25 protein-coding genes are annotated in these 21,206 nt (G+C 32.2%); 16 read left to right on the top strand and 9 right to left on the bottom strand.

All coding sequences use genetic code 11. From position 1 onward, the window contains the following. Positions 1–52 precede the first annotated feature (52 nt). The 6 genes from hisC to hisIE are packed head-to-tail and all read left to right on the top strand — an operon-like array spanning position 53 to position 4,945. Complete coding sequence (hisC, locus tag ABJM36_RS04875; protein WP_348449761.1) at positions 53–1,090, top strand: histidinol-phosphate transaminase; 1,038 nt, start codon at positions 53–55, stop codon at positions 1,088–1,090. After that, positions 1,090–2,226, top strand: a complete 1,137-nt coding sequence (gene hisB / locus ABJM36_RS04870) for a bifunctional histidinol-phosphatase/imidazoleglycerol-phosphate dehydratase HisB (RefSeq protein WP_348449759.1) — start codon at positions 1,090–1,092, stop codon at positions 2,224–2,226. The genes hisC and hisB overlap by 1 nt, the downstream gene beginning before the upstream one ends. Further along, complete coding sequence (gene hisH, locus ABJM36_RS04865) at positions 2,226–2,807, top strand: imidazole glycerol phosphate synthase subunit HisH (protein WP_348449757.1); 582 nt, start codon at positions 2,226–2,228, stop codon at positions 2,805–2,807. The genes hisB and hisH overlap by 1 nt, the downstream gene beginning before the upstream one ends. Position 2,808: 1 nt before the next feature. Next, positions 2,809–3,543, top strand: coding sequence for a 1-(5-phosphoribosyl)-5-[(5-phosphoribosylamino)methylideneamino]imidazole-4-carboxamide isomerase (hisA, locus tag ABJM36_RS04860; protein WP_348449755.1), 735 nt, complete (start codon positions 2,809–2,811; stop codon positions 3,541–3,543). Further along, a complete protein-coding gene (gene hisF / locus ABJM36_RS04855) occupies positions 3,543–4,298 on the top strand; it encodes an imidazole glycerol phosphate synthase subunit HisF (RefSeq protein WP_348449753.1) in 756 nt (251 codons plus the stop codon). Before hisA ends, hisF begins: the two co-directional genes overlap by 1 nt. A 53-nt stretch (positions 4,299–4,351) precedes the next feature. Further along, complete coding sequence (gene hisIE, locus ABJM36_RS04850; RefSeq protein ID WP_348449751.1) at positions 4,352–4,945, top strand: bifunctional phosphoribosyl-AMP cyclohydrolase/phosphoribosyl-ATP diphosphatase HisIE; 594 nt, start codon at positions 4,352–4,354, stop codon at positions 4,943–4,945. Between the two features lie 52 nt (positions 4,946–4,997). Here the strand turns inward: hisIE and ABJM36_RS04845 are convergent, their stop codons facing one another. Further along, positions 4,998–5,417 carry a hypothetical protein gene (locus ABJM36_RS04845; protein WP_348449749.1) on the bottom strand — a complete coding sequence of 140 codons (420 nt, stop codon included), beginning with the start codon at positions 5,415–5,417 and terminating at the stop codon, positions 4,998–5,000. Positions 5,418–5,513: 96 nt separating this feature from the next. Between ABJM36_RS04845 and ABJM36_RS04840 the strand changes: the two genes are divergently transcribed. The 5 genes from ABJM36_RS04840 to ABJM36_RS04820 all read left to right on the top strand — a co-directional run bounded on the left by ABJM36_RS04840 (position 5,514) and on the right by ABJM36_RS04820 (position 9,335). Continuing rightward, positions 5,514–6,290 carry a tRNA pseudouridine(38-40) synthase TruA gene (locus ABJM36_RS04840; protein WP_348449747.1) on the top strand — a complete coding sequence of 259 codons (777 nt, stop codon included), beginning with the start codon at positions 5,514–5,516 and terminating at the stop codon, positions 6,288–6,290. A gap of 196 nt (positions 6,291–6,486) precedes the next feature. Then, positions 6,487–6,990, top strand: a complete 504-nt coding sequence (locus ABJM36_RS04835) for a DNA starvation/stationary phase protection protein (RefSeq protein ID WP_348449745.1) — start codon at positions 6,487–6,489, stop codon at positions 6,988–6,990. 54 nt (positions 6,991–7,044) lie between these two features. Next, entirely contained in the window at positions 7,045–7,947 is a 903-nt protein-coding gene (locus ABJM36_RS04830) for a mechanosensitive ion channel family protein (protein ID WP_348449743.1), read from the top strand. A 56-nt stretch (positions 7,948–8,003) separates the two neighbouring features. Further along, a complete protein-coding gene (locus tag ABJM36_RS04825; RefSeq protein ID WP_348449741.1) occupies positions 8,004–8,567 on the top strand; it encodes a hypothetical protein in 564 nt (187 codons plus the stop codon). Positions 8,568–8,651: 84 nt separating this feature from the next. After that, complete coding sequence (locus ABJM36_RS04820) at positions 8,652–9,335, top strand: DUF2461 domain-containing protein (RefSeq protein WP_348449739.1); 684 nt, start codon at positions 8,652–8,654, stop codon at positions 9,333–9,335. Between the two features lie 14 nt (positions 9,336–9,349). On the opposite strand, the gene ABJM36_RS04815 is transcribed toward ABJM36_RS04820, so the two are convergent. Continuing rightward, the gene (locus ABJM36_RS04815) at positions 9,350–9,766 is read right to left on the bottom strand and encodes a glyoxalase (protein ID WP_348449737.1); all 417 of its coding nucleotides are present in this window, start codon (positions 9,764–9,766) and stop codon (positions 9,350–9,352) included. A 119-nt stretch (positions 9,767–9,885) separates the two neighbouring features. On the opposite strand from ABJM36_RS04815, the gene ABJM36_RS04810 reads away from it, so the two are divergent. The 5 genes from ABJM36_RS04810 (at position 9,886) to leuB (ending at position 15,358) form a co-directional block, all read left to right on the top strand. Further along, complete coding sequence (locus ABJM36_RS04810) at positions 9,886–10,269, top strand: hotdog domain-containing protein (protein WP_348449735.1); 384 nt, start codon at positions 9,886–9,888, stop codon at positions 10,267–10,269. A gap of 177 nt (positions 10,270–10,446) precedes the next feature. Further along, on the top strand, positions 10,447–11,841 hold the full coding sequence (gene leuC, locus ABJM36_RS04805) for a 3-isopropylmalate dehydratase large subunit (RefSeq protein ID WP_348449733.1): 1,395 nt from the start codon (positions 10,447–10,449) through the stop codon (positions 11,839–11,841). A 97-nt stretch (positions 11,842–11,938) separates the two neighbouring features. After that, positions 11,939–12,535, top strand: coding sequence for a 3-isopropylmalate dehydratase small subunit (gene leuD, locus ABJM36_RS04800; RefSeq protein WP_348449731.1), 597 nt, complete (start codon positions 11,939–11,941; stop codon positions 12,533–12,535). Between the two features lie 3 nt (positions 12,536–12,538). After that, a complete protein-coding gene (locus ABJM36_RS04795) occupies positions 12,539–14,059 on the top strand; it encodes an alpha-isopropylmalate synthase regulatory domain-containing protein (RefSeq protein WP_348449729.1) in 1,521 nt (506 codons plus the stop codon). A 240-nt stretch (positions 14,060–14,299) separates the two neighbouring features. Beyond that, entirely contained in the window at positions 14,300–15,358 is a 1,059-nt protein-coding gene (leuB, locus tag ABJM36_RS04790; RefSeq protein WP_348449727.1) for a 3-isopropylmalate dehydrogenase, read from the top strand. A gap of 102 nt (positions 15,359–15,460) precedes the next feature. Here the strand turns inward: leuB and ABJM36_RS04785 are convergent, their stop codons facing one another. The 7 genes from ABJM36_RS04785 to ABJM36_RS04755 form a co-directional block, all read right to left on the bottom strand. Beyond that, on the bottom strand, positions 15,461–16,708 hold the full coding sequence (locus ABJM36_RS04785; protein ID WP_348449725.1) for a mechanosensitive ion channel domain-containing protein: 1,248 nt from the start codon (positions 16,706–16,708) through the stop codon (positions 15,461–15,463). Continuing rightward, on the bottom strand, positions 16,701–16,997 hold the full coding sequence (locus ABJM36_RS04780) for a DUF3817 domain-containing protein (protein ID WP_348449723.1): 297 nt from the start codon (positions 16,995–16,997) through the stop codon (positions 16,701–16,703). Before ABJM36_RS04780 ends, ABJM36_RS04785 begins: the two co-directional genes overlap by 8 nt. A gap of 90 nt (positions 16,998–17,087) precedes the next feature. Then, positions 17,088–17,705: a VTT domain-containing protein gene (locus ABJM36_RS04775; protein ID WP_348449721.1), complete on the bottom strand. Its 618-nt coding sequence runs from the start codon at positions 17,703–17,705 to the stop codon at positions 17,088–17,090. A 1,131-nt stretch (positions 17,706–18,836) separates the two neighbouring features. Continuing rightward, complete coding sequence (locus tag ABJM36_RS04770; protein ID WP_348449719.1) at positions 18,837–19,028, bottom strand: hypothetical protein; 192 nt, start codon at positions 19,026–19,028, stop codon at positions 18,837–18,839. A gap of 18 nt (positions 19,029–19,046) precedes the next feature. After that, positions 19,047–19,307, bottom strand: coding sequence for a hypothetical protein (locus tag ABJM36_RS04765; RefSeq protein ID WP_348449717.1), 261 nt, complete (start codon positions 19,305–19,307; stop codon positions 19,047–19,049). A gap of 1 nt (position 19,308) precedes the next feature. Further along, entirely contained in the window at positions 19,309–20,034 is a 726-nt protein-coding gene (locus tag ABJM36_RS04760) for a hypothetical protein (protein ID WP_348449715.1), read from the bottom strand. Continuing rightward, complete coding sequence (locus tag ABJM36_RS04755) at positions 20,034–21,188, bottom strand: zinc ribbon domain-containing protein (protein ID WP_348449713.1); 1,155 nt, start codon at positions 21,186–21,188, stop codon at positions 20,034–20,036. The genes ABJM36_RS04760 and ABJM36_RS04755 overlap by 1 nt, the downstream gene beginning before the upstream one ends. Positions 21,189–21,206 lie beyond the last annotated feature (18 nt).

The following is a 21,206-nucleotide window of genomic DNA, read 5'->3' as shown; positions in this document are numbered from 1 at the left end:
CCGCTGAAAGCAGGAATCTCATGAACCAAGTTTGTTAGATAATTATATAAAAATGTTCAATTTAGAAAATATAATCCGACCAACCATTAAAGCACTAAAACCGTATTCATCGGCAAGAGATGAGTTTCAAGGCAATAGTGATGATATGGTGTTTTTAGATGCGAATGAAAACCCATTTGAAAATGGAGTTAATCGCTATCCTGACCCACAACAAAGAACGGTTAAGTCCTTACTTTCTAAAATAAAAGGCATTCCGCAAGAAAACATTCTTTTAGGAAATGGAAGTGACGAAGTTTTAGATTTAATTTTTAGAGCCTTCTGCGAACCCAACCAAGATAATATCATTACGTTACCGCCAACTTACGGTATGTATAGCGTATTGGCTAATATTAATGCTATAGACATTATAAGTGTTCAGCTAGATGGTAGTTTTCAGCCTAAAGTAGACGAGATTTTAAAGGAAGCTAATAGCAACTCTAAAGTCCTCTTTTTATGCTCACCAAATAATCCAACAGGAAATAGTTTTGAAGCTAAATCTATAGAACGTTTAATTAAAGAGTTTAAAGGTATTGTTGTCATTGACGAAGCTTATATCGATTTTTCAAATGATGAAAGTTGGATAAGCAGATTAAATGAATTTCCGAATTTAGTAGTTATTCAAACGCTTTCTAAGGCTTTTGGTATGGCTGGAATTCGTTTGGGAATTTGCTTTGCTTCACAAGATATTATTTCGATTTTAAACCGTATTAAGCCACCATATAATGTTAATGAGTTAACTCAACAAAAAGCGATTTCTCAATTAGAACAATTTGAACAAACTCAACAACAAGTTAAAGAAATATTAGAAGAACGAAATGCTTTAGTTACAAAATTGAAATCGGTAAACTATATTTCAAAAATATACCCTTCCGATGCTAACTTTGTTTTGGCTAAGGTGGATGATGCTACAAAACGCTACAATCAACTTATTGAAAAGGGGATTGTAATAAGAAATAGAACGACACAACCAGGATGCGAGAATTGTTTACGCTTTACAATTGGAACACCTAGAGAAAACAGAATATTAATAGATACTTTAAAATCTATATAATGAAAAAAGTACTTTTTATAGACAGAGATGGCACGTTGGTTTTAGAGCCGCCTGTTGATTATCAATTAGATAGTTTAGAGAAGCTAGAATATTACCCAAAAGTGTTTCAATACATGGCTAAAATAGCTAGTGAGTTGGATTATGAGTTGGTTATGGTTACTAATCAAGATGGCTTGGGTACAGATAGCTTTCCAGAAGATACATTTTGGCCAGCCCAAAATAAAATAATTGATGCTTTTACTAAAGAAGGTGTTGTGTTTTCTGAAGTGCTTATAGATAAATCGTTTCCTCATGAAAATGCAGAAACGCGTAAACCTAGAACAGGTTTATTAACTAAGTACTTTTCTGAAGATTATGATTTAGAAAACTCTTTTGTTTTAGGAGATAGAATAACAGATATGGAATTGGCCAAAAACTTAGGAGCAAAGGGTATTTATTTATCAGAAAATCCAGAATTAGGAGCCGAGGAAATTGAAACTTCAAAACAAGATATTCTAGATTGTATTGCCCTAACAAGCACCGATTGGTCGGCTATTTATAAGTTTTTAAAGCTTGAAGGTCGTATTGAAGAAATCACACGTAACACCAATGAAACCAAGATCTATATAAAATTAAACTTAGATGGTTCAGGGAAGAATGATATCAATACGGGTTTGTCTTTCTTCGACCATATGTTAGATCAAATTGGTCGCCATGGTGCCATGGATTTAACCGTTAAGGTGGATGGCGATTTAGAAGTTGATGAACATCATACTATTGAAGATACCATGATTGCTTTAGGCGAATTATTCAATAAAGCCTTAGGTAATAAATTAGGGATTGAACGTTACGGATTCTGTTTGCCAATGGATGATTGTTTGGCTCAAGTTGCTGTCGATTTTGGAGGTAGAAATTGGTTAGAGTGGGATGCCGAATTTAAACGTGAAAAGATTGGTGATATGCCAACTGAAATGTTTTTCCACTTATTTAAGTCTTTTACAGATGGTGCTAAATGTAATTTAAATGTAAAGGCAGAAGGTGTTAACGAGCATCATAAAATAGAAGGTATTTTTAAGGCTTTTGCAAAAGCAATGAAAATGGCTGTAAAAAGAGATCCTAACAAAATGTTTTTACCATCAACTAAAGGAATGCTTTAATGAAATTAGTTATAATAAATTATGGTGCTGGAAATATAAAAAGTATTCAGTTTGCTTTTAAAAGATTAGGTGTAGATGCTGTTTTATCTGATAACCCTGATGAAATTAGAGCTGCCGATAAAGTTATATTCCCAGGTGTTGGCGAGGCTAGTTCTGCCATGGTAATGCTTAGAGAAAGTGGTTTAGACAAAGTAATCCCTACTTTAAAGCAGCCTGTTTTAGGAATCTGCTTGGGTATGCAATTACTTTGTAAATATTCTGAAGAAGGAAATACAGAAGGTATTGGTGTTTTTCAAACAAATGTAAAACGTTTTTCAAACGAAGTTAAGGTCCCACAAATGGGATGGAATGTTATAAAAGATTTAAAATCCGATTTATTTAAAGGTATAAAAGAAAATGAATATATGTATTTGGTACATAGTTATTATGCCGAGCATTGTAACGAAACTATTGCTAAAACAGATTACGGCCTTAATTATGCATCGGCATTACAACATGAAAACTTTTATGGCGTGCAGTTTCATCCTGAAAAGAGTAGTTTAGCGGGCGAACAAATATTAAAGAATTTTTTAGATTTATAACATGAGAATTATACCAGCAATAGATATTATAGACGGAAAGTGTGTTCGACTTACAAAAGGAGATTACGATACTAAAAAGGTATACAATGAAAATCCTTTAGAAGTAGCTAAAATGTTTGAAGCTTCGGGAATTGAGTATTTGCATTTAGTAGATTTAGATGGAGCAAAAGCTAAGCATATAGTAAACTATAAGGTGCTTGAACAAATAGCTTCAAAAACGAAGTTAAAAATAGATTTTGGCGGTGGTTTAAAAACGAATGAAGATTTGCATATTGCTTTTAATTCTGGAGCCAGACAAATCACAGGAGGTAGTATTGCGGTAAAAGATGCTGATACTTTTGAAGGTTGGATTTCAAAATATGGTGGAAATAAAATTATTTTAGGTGCCGACAGCGATGACGGAAAGGTATCCATAAGTGGTTGGATGGAGCAAAGTAAAGAAGATGTTATTCCATTTATAAAGGGGTATCAGAAAAAAGGTATTCAATATGTTATTTGTACTGATATTTCAAAAGATGGCATGTTAGAAGGGCCATCATTCGATTTGTATAAAGAAATAATAACGTCATGCACCAATAGTAGTAGCGGTCAGTCTATAAAACTAATAGCATCAGGAGGGATTTCTCATATTGATGAATTGCCTAAATTAATCGAATTAGGTTGCGAAGGTGTTATTATTGGGAAAGCTATATATGAAAATAGAATAAAACTTCACCAACTAGAAAAATTTGTATAATGCTAACAAAGAGAATTATACCCTGTTTAGATATTAAAAACGGACGTACTGTAAAAGGTGTCAATTTCGTTGATTTAAGAGATGCAGGCGATCCAGTCGAACTAGCTAAACAATATGCAAATCAAGGTGCAGACGAATTAGTGTTCTTGGATATTTCAGCGACTTTAGAAGGACGAGGAACAACTTTAGATATGGTTTTGCATGTCGCAGAGCAAGTTAATATACCTTTTACCGTTGGTGGTGGTATTTCAAGTGTAGAACATGTTGATGCTTTGTTGCAATGTGGTGCAGATAAAGTATCTATCAATTCTTCTGCGGTTAAAAGACCTGAATTGGTAAACGAATTGTCAAATAAATTTGGAAGTCAATGTGTGGTAGTTGCCATTGATGCCAAACAAGTTGATGGACAATGGAAAGTGCATTTAGCAGGAGGTAGTATCCCAACAGAAATTGATTTGTTCGAATGGGCAAAAGAAGTTGAAGAACGAGGTGCTGGAGAAATTTTATTTACCTCCATGAATCATGATGGTACTAAAAATGGTTTTGCAAATAAAGCCTTAGCAAAATTATCAGAAGAATTAAATATTCCTATTATAGCTTCTGGTGGAGCTGGTAATGTACAGCATTTTGTAGATACGTTTAAAGAAGGAAAATCTGATGCAGCTTTGGCGGCAAGTGTATTTCATTTTGGTGAAATTCCAATTCCAGAATTAAAGAAAGAATTAAAAAAGAATAATATAGAAGTACGATTATAAATCGCACGTGTTATACTGAACTTGTTTCGGCATTTCAATAATAAAAAATAATCATGACCATAAAATACGACCAAAACGGATTAGTACCAGCTATCATTCAAGATGCAACAACAAAAAACGTGTTAATGTTGGGCTATATGAATGAGGAAGCTTACCAAAAAACATTAGCTACAAAACAAGTTACTTTTTTTAGTAGAAGTAAACAACGTCTTTGGACTAAAGGTGAAGAAAGCGGAAATATTTTAAACCTAGTAGATATAAAAAATGATTGTGATAACGATTCATTACTTATTCAGGTAAATCCTGTTGGACCTACGTGTCATACAGGAACAGATACTTGTTGGAAAGAAGTTAATAATTCTAATTATGGTTTCTTTTCAACCCTCGAAAACGTTATTGCCGAACGTGTAGCTAATAAAGATACAAAAAAATCTTATGTGGCTAGTTTATTTTCAAAAGGTATAAATAAAGTTGCTCAAAAAGTAGGTGAGGAGGCTGTTGAAACGGTTATTGAAGCTATGGATAATAACGATGAATTGTTTTTATATGAATCGGCCGATTTAATGTTTCACTACTTAATGCTTTTACAAGCCAAAGGGTTTACCTTAAAAGATATTGAAAAAGAATTAATAGGAAGACATAAATAATAAAAAAAGGCTTTAGTGAAAACTAAAGCCTTTTTTTATATTCTAATATTAATTAAGCAAGCCATCCTTTTGAAGCAGAAAATCTTGAAAACCATAGAAAGGCAAAAGCAAAAACTATAATCATAAGCACCATTGCAATGCTTGCCGCTTCTCCGGTTACTAAGCCATAGCCCATTTGTAATATAACCGCAATTAGCGATATCATCCAAAATGTTGTTGCAATTCTTTTTCTTAGTAGTAAAAAAACAGCACCTAAAACGCCTGTAAAAACGGCAATAGCAAAAGCAGCCATAGTCCATGATGGTGCATTGGCAGCAAGCTCAAGTTGTTCTTGAGTAAATGAACTCCTATAGCGTTCTGTATTATAGGCTTGCCCTAAATAGCCATCTACTCCAAGTCCGTTCCAAATCAAGGCAATGCTACTTACAATCCAAAACCAAAAAGGTGGCTTATTAGTTAATGTGTTGGTCATAATGTTAATTTTTTAGTTAGTATTAAATAATACAAGTTATAAATTTTTTGTCACAATTAATAAATAGTCTATTTTCCGAACCAATTTAATTTTGAAATGAAAAAGTACTTTTACGTTATTACCATACAATACTTAGGATATCGTTTTCATGGATGGCAAAAGCAGCCCGATGTAAAAACTCTTCATTTAATGGTAGATAGAACCTTAAATTTTATATTGGAAGGCAAGTATTTTAAAAGTTTAAGTTCAGGACGAACTGATGCTATGGTTTCAGCAGAAAATGCAGCTTTCGAGCTTTTTTTAAGAGAACCTATAGAAGATCAAAATGCGTTTTTAAAATTGTTTAACCATAACCTTCCTCAAGATATCCGTGCTCTTGATATTCGAGAAGTTGATGCAAAATTCAATATTATCAATCATTCAAAAATTAAAGAATACCTTTATCTATTCACTTATGGTGAAAAATGCCATCCATTTTGTGCACCTATTATGACCACCATTTTAGACGATTTGGATATCGATTTAATGAAACAGGGCGCTAAGCTTTTTGAAGGCGAAAATTTCTTAAAAACCTATTGTTATAAACCTACAGATCATGGTGTTTATACACGAACCATATTAACTTGCGAGTTAATTGAAAACCATATCTATTCCGCTAATTACTTTCCCAAAAAAACCTATTTATTAAGGGTTAGGGGCAAGGGGTTTATGCGCAATCAAATCCGGTTAATGATGGGAACACTTATAGACTTGGGTAAGGGAAAACTAAGCATAAAAGATATTCAAGATAGTTTGGTTGCAGATAGTAATGTAAAGATGAATTATATAGCTCCTGCTTCAGGTTTAATACTTAATAAAATAGAGTTTGAGTAATCTTTAAGGTATCTAAAACCTTTTTTTAAAGCTTTTTCTAACACATTTAATTCCAAAACTTCTTGTTTCTTTTGAAATGAGCAAGGATTTTTATCAAACGAACAAATCGTATTGCTAGTCATATTATAATTTAGCGGTGAGAGAGAATGGTAGTTATAACCGTTCTTTTAGAAGTAATAACCTAAAAATTATAATTATGAACTATTTAAATATGAATGAAGAGGATGTATTACCTGTGGTGATGGAATTAAATATTTTATTAGCAGATTACCATATATACTACCAAAAACTTCGAAGCAATCATTGGAATGTAAACGGTAAAAACTTTTTTGATTTACATGACAAATTTGAAGAATTATACAATCATGCACAATTAAAAATCGATGCTATTGCAGAACGTGTTCTTACGCTAAGATATAATCCTATGAGTAAAATGAAGGATTATCTTAAAGCTGCTACTATACATGAAGATAGACCAATTAAATCGGATCATGACATGGTTGAAGAAACCTTAAATGATCATAAGATTTTACTTAATCAAATGTCTCAGGTAATAGTAAAAGCAGAACAAATTTCGGATGAAGGTACCATAGATTTAATTGGAGCTTACATAAGGGAATTAGAGAAATCTAGTTGGATGCTTAGTGCTTGGTTAACTAGAAAAGTCGATCAGCCCAAACATAGGGAACTTCAAAGTTAATGCACTCTAAAGTAACTTATTGTTTAACTATCAAATCCTTAAAAAAATATAATTATGAAAAACGAATTTAATAAAGCATACGAACTTATTTCCGGTAAATTAACGGGCTGGTTAGAGACTATTATTTCAAACCTGCCAAACCTGTTTATAGCCATTATTGTTATGGTGGTATTTTATTATATCTCCAAATACGTTTCAAGGCTAGTAGGAAAGTTGGTTTCTAAAAAAGTAGATCAAGACTCATTAGTTTCTATAATTTCCAAAATAACTGCTGTTACCATTATAGCCTTAGGATTATTTTTGGCCTTAGGTGTTTTAAACTTAAGTAAAACTTTAGAGACTTTAATTGGCGCCGCAGGTGTGTCAGGTTTAGTAATTGGTTTAGCCCTTCAAGGTACTTTGAGTAATACCTTTGCTGGTATAGTACTAAGTTTTAGGAAAAATGTAGAACTAGGGCAGTGGGTAGAAACCAATGGGTTTTCAGGTGAAGTTGTTGAAATTAGTTTAAAAAACTTTGTTCTTAAAGAAGCTGATAACAATTTGGTTTTAATTCCTAATAAATCCATTCTAGAAAATCCATTAAAAAACTATTCGTTAACTACCAAAATGCGAGTGTTTATTGAATGTGGTGTTGGTTATGAATCTGATTTAGAAGAAGTAAAACGATTAACTAAGGAAACCATTTCCAATACATTCGATCAAGTAAAAACACCAGAAGATGTAGAATTTTATTATACCGAATTTGGGGGTAGTTCTATTAATTATTTATGTCGTTTTTGGATAGAATCAGAAAGTATGCTTGAAAAGTTAAAGGCAAAAACAAATGCCATTATTGAAATTAAAAAAGCTTACGATAAGGCCGGAATTAATATTCCATTCCCAATACGTACATTACAGTTTGATAATAAATTATCTATAGATAAACAGGTTTTAAACGAAGAGTTTTCAAATAATTAAGTTTTAGCAGAAGTATTAAAAATGAAATTATTAACTCAATTAAATTAAAAAATATCATGAAAAATTTAGCATTAATAGTATTACTAATATTTAGTAGTACCATAATGGCTCAAGAGAAGCCATCAGAAATAAAAGAAGAAGTAGAAGTAAAAACTATTAAATACAAGGATAGTGATAACACCACAGAAAGTAAAGTTAAGGTGATAACCAGAGAAACATCAAACGTGAAATTAAAAGACGCTGATGCAAAAAAAGTAAATCAAGATCGTGTTTTATCAACCAAAAAGGTTGAAAAAATGATTATGGTAGATGATGATGCCGATGCCGATTACGATTTTCTTACCAAAGAAACTTATTATGTTTCTGGCGATAAAAATTATAAATTCACTCCAAATAAAAAAGGGTTTGATATCGCTTTTAATACTAATACAAATGAGTTTGTAAAAACAGCAAACGCTTGGGAATCGTCAGCAAACGGTCATTATATAGTACGTGGAGATAATAAAAATGGCATTGGGTATTTTGATAGTGAAGGAAACTTTATAGTAGAATATTACGACAACCATTTAGAAGATATCATGAAAATTAAATATAATAAAGCTGTTAGCGGCCTCAAATAACATTTTCATGTTAAGATAAAAATAAAAGTTCCGATTGATTCGGGACTTTTTGTATTTTAGAACCTTAGAAAACCAAAATTAATTATGAGTGTACAGGTGCCAAAGTCCGTTTTTACATTTTTCAAAAAATTAGAAAAAAATAATAACCGCGACTGGTTTAATGAGCATAAGCCAGAATTTAAGGCTGCTGAAAAAGAGGTTAAAGAAGTTTATAATGCCGTGCTCGAAAACCTTAACAAACATGATGAAATAGATAAATTAAAACTTTTTAGAATTTATCGCGATGTACGTTTTTCAAAAAACAAGTTACCCTATAAAACGCATTTTGGAGGATCGTTTCATAGAACCAAACCAAGATTAAGAGGTGGTTATTATTTACACCTTCAGCCAAATGACGAAAGTTTTATCGCAACAGGCTTTTGGCAACCCGAAAAAGAAGATTTAATGCGGATTCGAAAAGAATTTGAAATGGATGATTCTGAAATTAGAGACATTTTAGCTAATAAAGATTTTAATGCCGTTTGGAGCGACTCTTTTATTGGAGATGAAGTTAAATCTGCACCAAGAGGCTTTGCAAAAGATCATCCTGCTATAGATTTAATCAAGAAAAAACAATACATTTTTACTAAAAAATATACCGATAAAGACGTTTTAAACCCCAATTTCATAAAAGAAATAGACGATGCGTTTAAAGCGATACGTCCGTTTTTTGATTATATGAGCGATGTATTAACCACAGATTTAAATGGAGTTTCTTTAATAGAATAATGCCCATTTAAATTTTAAACCGCTGTAAGCATTTCAGGTTTTTCAAAAACTTGAATATGGCTTAAAAGGCGCTCTTTTACGATATTCATCATACGCTTATTTAAGGACGAAGAATTTTCAATATAAATTAAATATTCTTCAACAGTAAAAATGCCAATAATCATGCCTTTCATCGAATTACGTAGTTTCATATCTTTTTGAATCGCATTTTCAATATAATCCATACGCTTGTCTAAGCACAAATCATAAAATACAGATTTGTGTTTTTTAATATAATTCCTAAAAACTTCAAGTAATAAATCATTTTGAAATTTTATGATAGGGCGTAGTACTACGTTCTGAAAGCGCTCATCAGAACTCATTTCATCGTTAATGGTAGTGCTTAAAATTTCTGGTCGAATACTTTTAAGATTGAATTGTCTAGAGTCCATTTTTTAAGATTTTTCCTAAAATTATTGAATATACCCGCTTCATTTAATTTTTCGAATTATAATTGTTAACGAGGTTATCAACATTCAAGATTTTTTTATCTTTAAAAAAAAATAAAACTATGAGATTTCACACCAGAAAATGGATTAAGCCAGAAGATTTAAATGCCAATGGCACCTTGTTTGGAGGGCGATTATTGCAATGGATTGACGAGGAGGCAGCTTTATATTCTATCGTACAATTAGAAAACCAAAAAGTAGTAACTAAATACATTAGTGAAATAGATTTTAAATCATCTGCTAAACAAGGCGATGTTGTTGAAATAGGTATTAAAGCTGTAAACTTCGGGAAATCATCCTTAACGCTAAGCTGCGAAGTTAGAAATATGAGAACAAGAGAAACTATAATAACCATTTCAAATATTGTTATGGTTAATATTGGTCCTGATGGGCAGGTTTTACCACACGGAAAAACGGAAGTTGAATTCGTAAAAGACAGATTATAGTCTAATATTCCATTTTATCTTTAAAAATTATAACCATTTTTTTGATTTTATTGCATAAAATGCAAGGAATCATGCATCCATTATATATTTTATAAAAATAGAATATCCATGCAGTCTAAACTTTCGATTATCTGTATTATAATTTAACTTTGTGGACTTTTAAAATTTAAATTATTTATGAGCAAAACATTGTTTGACAAAGTATGGGATTCGCATGTTGTTAGAAATATTGCAGATGGACCAGACGTATTGTATATAGACCGTCATTTAATTCATGAAGTTACAAGTCCTGTAGCATTTGTTGGGTTAGAAAGTAGAGGCTTGAGTGTTTTATACCCAGAGCGCACATTTGCTGTTGCCGATCATAACACGCCAACTATTAACCAACATTTACCAGTTGAAGATCCGTTATCGGCTAATCAGTTAAAAACATTAGAGGATAACGCTAATAAATATGGTATTAGCCACTGGGGACTTGGTCATCAAAATAATGGTATTGTTCACGTTGTAGGACCAGAAAATGGAATTACAGTTCCTGGAGCTACAATTGTTTGTGGAGATTCACATACATCAACTCACGGTGCCTTTGGAGCTATTGCTTTTGGTATTGGTACTTCGGAGGTTGAAATGGTGTTAACTACACAATGTATTATGCAACCAAAGCCAAAGAAAATGCGCATTAGCGTTAATGGTTCATTAAATAAAGGGGTTACACCTAAAGATGTTGGTTTGTATATTATTTCAAAATTAACAACTTCTGGTGCTACTGGATATTTTGTTGAATATGCTGGAGATGTTTTTGAAAATATGTCTATGGAAGGCCGTATGACGGTTTGTAACTTATCTATTGAGATGGGTGCTCGTGGTGGTATGATTGCTCCAGATGACAAAACTTTCGATTATATCAAAGGACGTCCTAAAACGCCTAAAGGGGAAGGTTGGGACACCGCAATGGAATATTGGAAAACATTAAAAACGGATGATGATGCTGTTTTTGATAAAGAAGTAACGTTTGATGCCAACGATATTGAACCAATGATTACATATGGTACAAATCCAGGTATGGGAATGGGGATTTCTAATAACATTCCAACTGCAGAATCTGTTGAAGGTGGTAAGTCTACTTACGATAAATCTTTAGCCTATATGGGTTACGCAGAAGATGAGCAAATGATTGGTAAGAAAATCGATTACGTATTTATTGGTAGTTGTACTAACGGTCGTATTGAAGATTTTAGAGCCTTTGCATCTATTGTAAAAGGAAGAAAAAAGGCTGATAATGTAACGGCTTGGTTAGTTCCAGGATCGCATATTGTAGAAGCTAAGATTAAAGAAGAAGGTTTACTTGATATTTTTGAAGAAGCTGGTTTTGTTTTAAGAGAACCAGGGTGTTCGGCTTGTTTAGCGATGAATGATGATAAAGTACCTGCAGGAAAATATGCAGTGAGTACATCTAATAGAAATTTTGAAGGTCGTCAAGGACCAGGATCTAGAACATTATTAGCTAGTCCATTAGTAGCTGCGGCTGCTGCGGTAACTGGAGTAGTAACCGATCCAAGAGAATTACTATAAAAATAGCTATTAGCTTTTAGCCGTTTGCTATGAGCTAAAAATAATAATATTAAAATTACGCCAATGGCTAAAAGCTAAAGGCAAAAAGCAAATTAATATGGCTTACGATAAATTTACAACATTAACGAGTACTGCAGTTCCTTTACCTATAGAGAATGTGGATACCGATCAAATTATACCAGCACGTTTTTTAAAAGCTACAAAACGAGAAGGTTTTGGAGATAATTTATTTCGTGACTGGCGATACAATGGTGATAATACACCAAAACAGGATTTTGTTTTAAACAATCCTATTTACAAAGGAAAAATATTAGTAGGAGGAAAGAACTTTGGTTCTGGATCTTCTAGAGAGCATGCAGCATGGGCGGTTTACGATTATGGATTCCGTTGTGTAGTATCTAGTTTCTTTGCAGATATTTTTAAAAATAACTGTTTAAATATTGGGGTGTTACCAGTACAAATTAGTCCAGAATTCTCTAACGAGATTTTCGAAGCTATTTATGCCGATGCTAACACCGAGTTAGAAGTAAACTTAGAGAAACAAACCATTACATTATTATCTTCTGGTACTACAGAATCATTTGATATTAATGGTTACAAAAAAGGAAACATGTTAAATGGTTTTGATGATATCGACTATTTACAAAGCATGAAAAGTGAGATTGAAACATTCACAGAATCTCGTCCTTTCTAAATAATGGCGGTAAAACGAATTGAAATAATGGATACGACATTGCGCGATGGTGAACAGACCTCGAGCGTGTCGTTTTCTGCTTCTGAGAAACTTACAATTGCCAAGCTTTTACTAGAAGAGTTAAAGGTTGATCGTATTGAAATTGCTTCGGCACGTGTGTCGGAAGGTGAACTTCAAGCGGTAAAGGATGTAACCAATTGGGCATCTAAAAACAACCATTTACAAGCGGTTGAAGTTTTAACTTTTGTTGATAAAGGAGTGTCTATTAATTGGATGCTTGAAGCAGGAGCACAGGTTCAAAATTTATTAACTAAAGGTTCATTAAATCATTTAACTCATCAACTTAAAAAAACTCCTAATCAGCATTTTAGCGAAATAAAAGAAAACATTGCGTTAGCTGAAAAACATGGTATATCGACCAATGTTTATTTGGAAGATTGGAGTAATGGTATGCGAAACTCGAAAGCTTATGTTTTTGAGTTTTTAGAGTTTTTATCTACGCAACCAGTAAAGCGTATTATGCTTCCAGATACCTTAGGTGTTTTAACACCCCAGGAATCATACAACTTTATAAAAGAGATTAAGGATTTATATCCGAATTTACATTTTGATTTCCATGCGCACAACGATTATGATTTGGGTGTATCGAACATTATGGAAGGTTTAAAAGCAGGAGCCGATGGTTTACATTTAACGGTAAACGGTATGGGCGAACGCGCCGGAAATGCACCTATGGCAAGTAGTGTTGCTGTAATTAACGATTTTATGCCAGATATTGAAATTGGCGTAAATGAAACGTTTTTGTTTACCATTAGTAAATTGGTTGAAACCTTTTCTGGTGTTATGATTCCGTCTAATAAACCTGTTGTTGGCGCCAATGTTTTTACGCAAACTGCTGGTATTCATGCCGATGGAGATAATAAAAACAATCTATATTTTAGCGAATTAATGCCTGAGCGTTTTGGTAGAACACGCCAATATGCGTTAGGGAAATCGTCTGGAAAGGCCAATATACAGAAGAATTTACAAGAATTGGGTCTTCAGCTTAATGATGAAGATTTAAAGAAAGTTACCCAACGAATTATAGAGTTGGGCGATAAAAAACAGGTGGTTACCAAAGAGGATTTGCCTTATATTATTTCGGATGTTTTAGATAGAACATATGAAGAGAAAGTTACGGTAAATAGTTATGTGTTAACACACTCGAAAGGATTAAAACCTTCTACAACGGTTTCAATTACCATTAACAATGAAACTTTTGAAGAAAGTTCGCAAGGCGATGGTCAGTTTGATGCCTTTATGAATGCCATTAAAAGAGTGTTTAAAAAGAAGAAGTTGGAGCTTGCCGCATTAATAGATTATGCGGTTAGAATACCACCAGGAAGTAATTCGGACGCTTTATGCGAAACCATTATTACATGGAGAAATAGTGGTGGAGAATTTAAAACACGTGGTTTAGATTCTGACCAAACGGTTTCGGCAATTAAGGCAACTGAGAAGATGCTGAATATAATTGTGAGCTAGAAGGATTGGAGCAAGTTAGTTTGTTGGCGGTTAATATTAACGGTTAAGGGAATACTTGCTACTGAAAACTAGCCCGCGCTAGGGATTGAGCGGTCTGTTTGAGCTCACCGACAATAGGAGGAAGCGAGTAGTGAAAGCCCGACCCTTGTGGTAGCGCCCAACGTCTTGATAAATACCGAAAATCACCGGTATACTGGAAATGACATAAAAATTATAAATTAAAGATTAAAATAAATAAAGATGAAATTTAATATTGCAGTTTTAGCAGGTGATGGTATTGGACCTGAAGTAATGGCTCAAGCACAAAAAGTTAGTGAAGCGGTTGCTGAAAAATTTGGACATGAAATAACTTGGAAACCAGCATTAACAGGTGCGGCAGCAATTGATGCTGTTGGAGAACCTTACCCAGATAGTACGCACCAAGTTTGTTTAGCTTCGGATGCTGTTTTATTTGGTGCTATTGGTTTGCCTCGTTTTGATAACGATCCTTCGGCAAAAGTAAGACCTGAGAATGGTTTGCTACAAATGCGTAAGCAACTTGGTTTATTTGCTAATTTACGTCCAACATTTACGTTTCCTTCGTTATTAGATAAATCGCCTTTAAAACAAGAACGTATTGAGGGTACTGATTTAGTGTTCTTACGTGAGTTAACAGGTGGTATCTATTTTGGTGAAAAAGGTAGAAGAGATGATGGAGAAACAGCTTATGATAACTGTGTTTACACACGTGCTGAAGTACAGCGTTTAGCTAAAAAAGGTTTTGAATTAGCCATGACACGTTCTAAAAGATTATGTTGTGTTGATAAAGCTAACGTTATGGAAACATCTCGTTTATGGAGAGAAACGGTTCAGGCTATGGAAAAAGATTATCCTGAGGTTGAAGTAAGTTACGAGCTTGTTGATGCTGTTGCGATGCGTTTAGTACAATGGCCAAATAGCTACGATGTTTTAATTACTGAAAATTTATTTGGTGATATTTTAACTGATGAAGCGTCTGTAATTTCTGGATCTATGGGATTAATGCCATCGGCATCTATGGGATCTGATATTGCTTTATTTGAGCCAATTCATGGATCTTACCCACAAGCAACAGGATTAAATATTGCAAACCCAATGGCTATGGTATTATCTGCAGCTATGATGTTTGAAATTGCTTTTAATTTACCTGAAGAAGGAAAAGTTATTAGAGATGCGGTAAATAAAGCATTGGCAGAAGGTGTGGTTACTGAAGATTTAGCCGATGGTGGAAAAGCATACGGAACTAAAGAGGTTGGAGATTTTTTAGCTGCTAATATCTAAGCTAAGACAATCACATATATATATATTTATTAAAAAGCCTAATAAACAAATGTTTATTAGGCTTTTTTTATGTTTAGCATATTTTCTAAAAAAAGAAATATTTTAATTATTTACACTAATGGAGTTACTAGGCAATTCAAAAATTTCCAAATTAAAATAGGGAAGTGCCGCGATTAAATGATCGAAGATATCAGACATAATATACTCGTAATTTTCCCAACGTTTATCGCTACTAAAAGCATAAACTTCTAGTGGAATACCTTGAGTTGTTGGCGTTAATTGACGTGCCATAATCATCATGTCCTTATTAATTGCAGAATGATTTTTTAAATAGGAATCTATATATTTTCTAAAAAGCCCCAAATTGGTAAGGTTTCTACCATTCAATAACAGTGTTTTATCAATATTGTGGCTACTATTATACTCGGCAATATCCTTTTGTCTAGTTTCTATATAAGATGAAATAAGCTGAATACTTTTTAGCTTTTCAACCTCGGCATCTGTTAAGTATTTTACACCATCTTGTTTAATATATAGAGCCCTTTTAATTCGTCGTCCATTTGAACTGGTCATACCACGCCAGTTTTTAAAGGAATCGGAAATAAGCGCATAAGTTGGAATAGTAGTAATGGTTTTATCGAAATTCTGAACCTTAACCGTTGCTAAAGTAATTTCGGTAACATCGCCATCGGCACCATATTTTTCGAAGGTGATCCAATCGCCAATACGAACCATATCGTTAATAGATACTTGAATACTAGCTACAAATCCCATGATGGTATCTTTAAACACTAATATGATAACTGCCGAAATAGCACCAAGCCCAGTAACAAACGATAAAAACGGAATACCAGTAATTATGGCTATGGCAGACATAAAACCGCCTAACCAAGCAAAAATCATAAATACTTGAATATAACTGGCTATGGGTTTATCTTTTAAACTTGGTAAAGTTTTGAAAAAGTCTTTTAGCGTGTGAAGAATACTTCGAACGATCCATAGGGTTAATATGATACCAAATACCTGTAATCCTTTTTCAAAAGTATTTTCAAATGCTGGGAAATCGTAAAATACAACAGGAAAAAACTCTAAAGTTATAAGTAAAGGAATAATATGGGCTACATTTCTAGGTACTTTATTTTTAACTAAAAAATCGTCAAAATTAGATTTTGATACCGCAGCAAATTTTATAAATGCCTGTACTAAAAGTTTTCGTGTAATAAAATCGACAATAAATACCACCACCAACAGGGCTACTAATAAGCCCAGCATGTTTAAGTATTTAGCTGTGGTTTCAGAAAAACTAGCTGCAATTAAATAGTCATACAGCCAATGTTTGAAATTAATCATTTACTACTGGTTTTAAATATTTTTTTTCAATGTAAAACGTACCAAATGGAATAACTGAAGCTATTAATACAATTAACAAGGTTTTGTTAGTCCATTTCATGTCCTTCATCAATAAAAATGCCAATACAACATAAAGCATAAATAGCACACCATGTGGCATACCTAATAGCTTAACATACTCAGGATTACCTGACATATATTTTATAGGAGTGGCAATAAATAATAATAAAAGGTAAGATACACCTTCTAACAAAGCTACAATTCTGAAAATATTTAAAAATGAAAACATAGTATAAATTTATAGTGTAAAAATAGATAGAAAAAGAATAGTTATAGCTTTTAAAAGCGTTATTATTCAACAGTTTTACTTAATAATGAACTAAAACACATTGAAAATAATAGCGCCATAAATGGCAAAACGAACAAACCGTAAAGCACCATATAGCATCACGTTATGAAACGAAAACTCTATTATTCCGGCTGTTAAACAAGCAATTGAAAAGGGTAGTGGTAATACCGCACCAACCATAATTAAAAAACCACCCCATTTTTTGGAGTTTTTTAATTGCTTTTCCATTTTAGTTTCAAGGTAATTATGAACCGATGGCATTTTGGTTATAGAGCGTCCCATCCAATACGACACTAAACCACCGCTATAAGATAAAATAGCTAATAGACTTAAATATAACCATGGACTATACATTTTACCGGCCCATGCAATAAAAATTTCTGGCGGAACAAGACCTAATAAGGTTTCTGAAACAAAAAAGAAACTGAGTACGCCGTAAGCTGGAAGAATTTCGGTAAGACGAACTAAGGCTTCGTTAATATCAAAAAAATGATTTAGCGTATATACCGCAATAACAATTGCTATAATATAAGGAAATGATTTTTTGACAGCTTCCCAAACAAACGTATAAAACCCCGTATATTTATAATACTGGTGCAACAATTGTAGTCGCGATTTTTGAGTTTTATCTTTTTGTTCTGGTTTCATGGTTTACTAGAAATAAAGGGACTGCAAATATAATACTAGATTAGGATTAAAATGAATAAAAATTTGACTTTAGAAGAACTTTAACATGAATTTAGAGTTATTTTATTGTTGTATTAAAAAAGTAGTGGTTTTTTTAACTAAAGTGTTGTAAACTAGGGTTGTTGATATATACTATTAAAATGAATATTGAATTTTATGTTGTTGTTTCAAATAAAAATTAAAATGGATAAAGAAATATTCTATTTTACATAATATAAATTATAGTACACTTTTAATTTTTGATTATCCAGTGGATGTTTGAATATTAAAACAATAATTATTTCAATTGTTAATCCTTACTATAATTTATTTTTAAATAAAACCTTCCACTGGAAGCTCTTATTTAAAAAGTATGTAAAATATCCCAAGAAGATTTTAGATTTAAAAGAATACTCAATACTGGGGTCATTAAACTTTATCGTTTTGCTTCTCGTATAGTTTTAATATTCTGTACAATCATCCATAATTTTTTAAATACGAGATTCTCAAGAAACATCTCGTTAAATAAAATGAACTATAATTAGCCGTTATGTAAAATAGCCGCTACCAAGCGCTCGATTGTTTTATAAAATCAAATAGCTCTGGCAATTTATTTATAACACAATTATCCATCGCTTGCCTGAGTTTATATTGAGCGCAGTCGAAATACCAAAAAAAAGCTAACCTTTTCGCTCTTATTAAAAATCGCTTATTCAATAAAATGTACGACATAAAAAATTTTAGACGATTCTCGTAAGCTTGCCACAAGAGTATAAAATTTTCCCTTGCTCAAATCCTTGCTTAAAAATTTCTATACACTTGTTATGTGTAGAACTTCAATTAATCTTTTTTTATGTTTCATTATCTTTTGTCTTGAAACAAAAGAAACAAAAATTCAAGTCTGCATATAATTTTGGAAACAATTAACGGCTCATTCGCTATATTTTAGGAAACATTGTAACTATTAACATTGCTTTGAATTCCTTTGTATAATTGAAACTCTTAAGAAACTGTATTACTAAACTTCTAAAATATGCACACTCATTTCACCTATTGTTTTAGCCAAAATTTTATGAGGACGAGCTTAAAATCGAGATTATATTTTACATAATGTTATTGAATTAAACTATTTCCAATTAACGACATTTCAATTTCATAAAAATCATCGTCCTTATAACTATTTGTGATATGAATTTGAGCATTAAGCAACGCTTCTTGCTCGTCTTTACCTTTTATAATAAATTCATATTTTCTAGCACGTTCATCATCATTTGTAAAAGCTTCTATTTTGTAGTCTTTAATCATTTTGAATAAAATTTTTGTTTAATATGTAAAAAACACGCTAGCTAAATGTCCTCTCTTCATTATAATTATAGTTTCAGGAGTTTTTATTGAGTAAATCAATTCGTCAATAGTTTCTTTATATTCAAGTACTACACAAGCAATCCCTACCAAACCTGATTTACTTGAATCATCAAAATCCTTTTCCTCTACTAAATATACTTTGTTCGGGTCTGCAATTTCTTGAACAAATAAAGAGCCTTTGGCAGGTTCAATTTCACTAAAAATTCGTCTTTTATTCATTTCAATAATCAATTAAATGGATTAACTCTTCTATTGTAAACCGTAACTCACTTTTTACATTATCAATGTCAGGTTTCTTTGCTACAAATCTTCTATTATGAGCACTTACATCTGCAAGTTTTTTGATTTTAGGGAGACCTAATTTCGTGTTTCTACCAATGTTCCAATCACTATGATTTAGAAATTTACCTATCAAATCACTTAACATATAAAAATGCCCTTCTTTATTTTGTATTTCAGATGATTTATTAAACTTCTCAAAAGCTTCAATTATTAGAGTCTCCAAAAGCTTCCTAATCATTACTAAAGAGGCATCATATAATCCGTAATCGTAACATACAATCGCTTGCTTTGCCACACTTTCTAAATATCCTCTTGTATTATTAAAAAGTTCAATAGGAAAAAGATTAGTGGATGGTATTACACTAATGTTTTCAATACCAAACATACTATCGAATTTCTTATTTGTATCTCTCGATAGAGCGTAAATGCCATTATTTTTTTTAATTAAAACAGGTGTTTTTCCAATTGACTTTGAATGCAATAGCTGTTGAATATGATTTGGCAGTTTTAAATGCTCATCTTCAAAACATCCTTCAACATCCTCAATAGAAAAGGTTTTGGTATTATTAACTGCCATAAAAAAATATGCCATATATATAACCTTATCTGTGTTATTCTTCGAAGAAAAGCCATCTACAGAATCAATATAACTTGATATATTCATTAATTAGGGCTTTTTAATTTTTCAATATGAAGTTCACCAATACGTGAAAGTTTCCAAGATTTACCTTCAGCTTTTTCAATCCAAAAATCTCTATTTTTCACATTTGCAATAGTCTGTCTTAATAAAGTTGGTCTATTATCTAATTTGAGAACTTTATAAGCAAAATCGACATTTCCATCACTAAAGGAATTTGTACCACAAATTTCACTAATATAATATCCGATAGCCAATATTCTTTCATTAGTAGATTTTGGATTACCAATACTTTCAAGAAATTTTTCAAGAGATATCTTTTTGCTATTTATGTCAAATTTTTCAATAGCAACAGATTTTGGAATTACTTTGGATGAACTTTTGCTTCCTTTGGCTTCGGCCTTATTTACTTTTTTAGTAGTTTCTTTTCTTGATGTTACTTTTTTCGCATTACTTTTTTTATTGCCAGAAATTAAAGATTTCACATTCTTAATTCCATCATCTGTAAACTTTAACTCTCCAACTTTTTGGGTCTTAAAAGAACTTCTAAAAGCTTTTTTCCAATTTGTACCTAAGTTTTTAAACCTTGATTCTGTTATTCTTTCTTCTTTATATTTAGAATAAACAGATTCTTTCGAAAAAGTACTTGCTCCAAAATTTGAGAGATAAAATGCATAGACTATCAACCATTCTTTTTCACTAAAATCCATCTTCATTGACAAATCATCTAGATGAGGATAATCAAGGTTAGACACAGAATCAGAATCATCATTGCGATTAGCATTATGTATTTCTGGTACATCAATAATATCTGCACTATCATTCTCATCGTCTAACTCCTTATTAAAATTTTCCGCAACATCATTATTATTTGCTCCAAGCATAATTGGTGTGCCTTTCATCATTCCAGTAACGAGTTCAGAGACATCTTTACCAACTTCATCAGTAAAAGCTAATTCATAAGACCTTTCATCTTTTGTTTCTTTAAACTTTATGGTATTAAGAGCTTCCTTATTGTTCGTTTCTGACAATGTGGTTTTGCCACAATCTGAACAAAAATTTGCATCCTTCAAAAGTGGTTTATCACAAGAATCACACTTCAATTTATTTCCACAATTACTACAAAAGTTTGAATCCAAACTTTGTTTATTTCCACAATTAACACAGTCAATTTTACTCATTTTTACAAATATTAGTAA

Origin of the sequence: Algibacter sp. (assembly GCF_039977455.1) — a bacterium.
GTDB lineage: Bacteria > Bacteroidota > Bacteroidia > Flavobacteriales > Flavobacteriaceae > Algibacter_B.
This window is presented reverse-complemented; position numbering and strand designations above follow the sequence as displayed.

What these genes read in the sequence shown, in the direction of transcription:
- leuD (WP_348449731.1), top strand. Translation starts at nt 11,939, where the DNA reads ATGGCTTACGATAAATTTACAACATTAACGAGTACTGCAGTTCCTTTA.
- hisIE (WP_348449751.1), top strand. Translation starts at nt 4,352, where the DNA reads ATGACCATAAAATACGACCAAAACGGATTAGTACCAGCTATCATTCAA.
- ABJM36_RS04795 (WP_348449729.1), top strand. Translation starts at nt 12,539, where the DNA reads ATGGCGGTAAAACGAATTGAAATAATGGATACGACATTGCGCGATGGT.
- ABJM36_RS04845 (WP_348449749.1), bottom strand. Translation starts at nt 5,417, where the DNA reads ATGACCAACACATTAACTAATAAGCCACCTTTTTGGTTTTGGATTGTA.
- ABJM36_RS04815 (WP_348449737.1), bottom strand. Translation starts at nt 9,766, where the DNA reads ATGGACTCTAGACAATTCAATCTTAAAAGTATTCGACCAGAAATTTTA.
- leuB (WP_348449727.1), top strand. Translation starts at nt 14,300, where the DNA reads ATGAAATTTAATATTGCAGTTTTAGCAGGTGATGGTATTGGACCTGAA.
- hisA (WP_348449755.1), top strand. Translation starts at nt 2,809, where the DNA reads ATGAGAATTATACCAGCAATAGATATTATAGACGGAAAGTGTGTTCGA.
- ABJM36_RS04760 (WP_348449715.1), bottom strand. Translation starts at nt 20,034, where the DNA reads ATGAATATATCAAGTTATATTGATTCTGTAGATGGCTTTTCTTCGAAG.
- ABJM36_RS04770 (WP_348449719.1), bottom strand. Translation starts at nt 19,028, where the DNA reads ATGATTAAAGACTACAAAATAGAAGCTTTTACAAATGATGATGAACGT.
- hisF (WP_348449753.1), top strand. Translation starts at nt 3,543, where the DNA reads ATGCTAACAAAGAGAATTATACCCTGTTTAGATATTAAAAACGGACGT.
- hisH (WP_348449757.1), top strand. Translation starts at nt 2,226, where the DNA reads ATGAAATTAGTTATAATAAATTATGGTGCTGGAAATATAAAAAGTATT.
- hisB (WP_348449759.1), top strand. Translation starts at nt 1,090, where the DNA reads ATGAAAAAAGTACTTTTTATAGACAGAGATGGCACGTTGGTTTTAGAG.
- ABJM36_RS04755 (WP_348449713.1), bottom strand. Translation starts at nt 21,188, where the DNA reads ATGAGTAAAATTGACTGTGTTAATTGTGGAAATAAACAAAGTTTGGAT.
- ABJM36_RS04810 (WP_348449735.1), top strand. Translation starts at nt 9,886, where the DNA reads ATGAGATTTCACACCAGAAAATGGATTAAGCCAGAAGATTTAAATGCC.
- ABJM36_RS04825 (WP_348449741.1), top strand. Translation starts at nt 8,004, where the DNA reads ATGAAAAATTTAGCATTAATAGTATTACTAATATTTAGTAGTACCATA.
- ABJM36_RS04835 (WP_348449745.1), top strand. Translation starts at nt 6,487, where the DNA reads ATGAACTATTTAAATATGAATGAAGAGGATGTATTACCTGTGGTGATG.
- ABJM36_RS04785 (WP_348449725.1), bottom strand. Translation starts at nt 16,708, where the DNA reads ATGATTAATTTCAAACATTGGCTGTATGACTATTTAATTGCAGCTAGT.
- ABJM36_RS04780 (WP_348449723.1), bottom strand. Translation starts at nt 16,997, where the DNA reads ATGTTTTCATTTTTAAATATTTTCAGAATTGTAGCTTTGTTAGAAGGT.
- ABJM36_RS04840 (WP_348449747.1), top strand. Translation starts at nt 5,514, where the DNA reads ATGAAAAAGTACTTTTACGTTATTACCATACAATACTTAGGATATCGT.
- ABJM36_RS04765 (WP_348449717.1), bottom strand. Translation starts at nt 19,307, where the DNA reads ATGAATAAAAGACGAATTTTTAGTGAAATTGAACCTGCCAAAGGCTCT.
- ABJM36_RS04775 (WP_348449721.1), bottom strand. Translation starts at nt 17,705, where the DNA reads ATGAAACCAGAACAAAAAGATAAAACTCAAAAATCGCGACTACAATTG.
- leuC (WP_348449733.1), top strand. Translation starts at nt 10,447, where the DNA reads ATGAGCAAAACATTGTTTGACAAAGTATGGGATTCGCATGTTGTTAGA.
- hisC (WP_348449761.1), top strand. Translation starts at nt 53, where the DNA reads ATGTTCAATTTAGAAAATATAATCCGACCAACCATTAAAGCACTAAAA.
- ABJM36_RS04820 (WP_348449739.1), top strand. Translation starts at nt 8,652, where the DNA reads ATGAGTGTACAGGTGCCAAAGTCCGTTTTTACATTTTTCAAAAAATTA.
- ABJM36_RS04830 (WP_348449743.1), top strand. Translation starts at nt 7,045, where the DNA reads ATGAAAAACGAATTTAATAAAGCATACGAACTTATTTCCGGTAAATTA.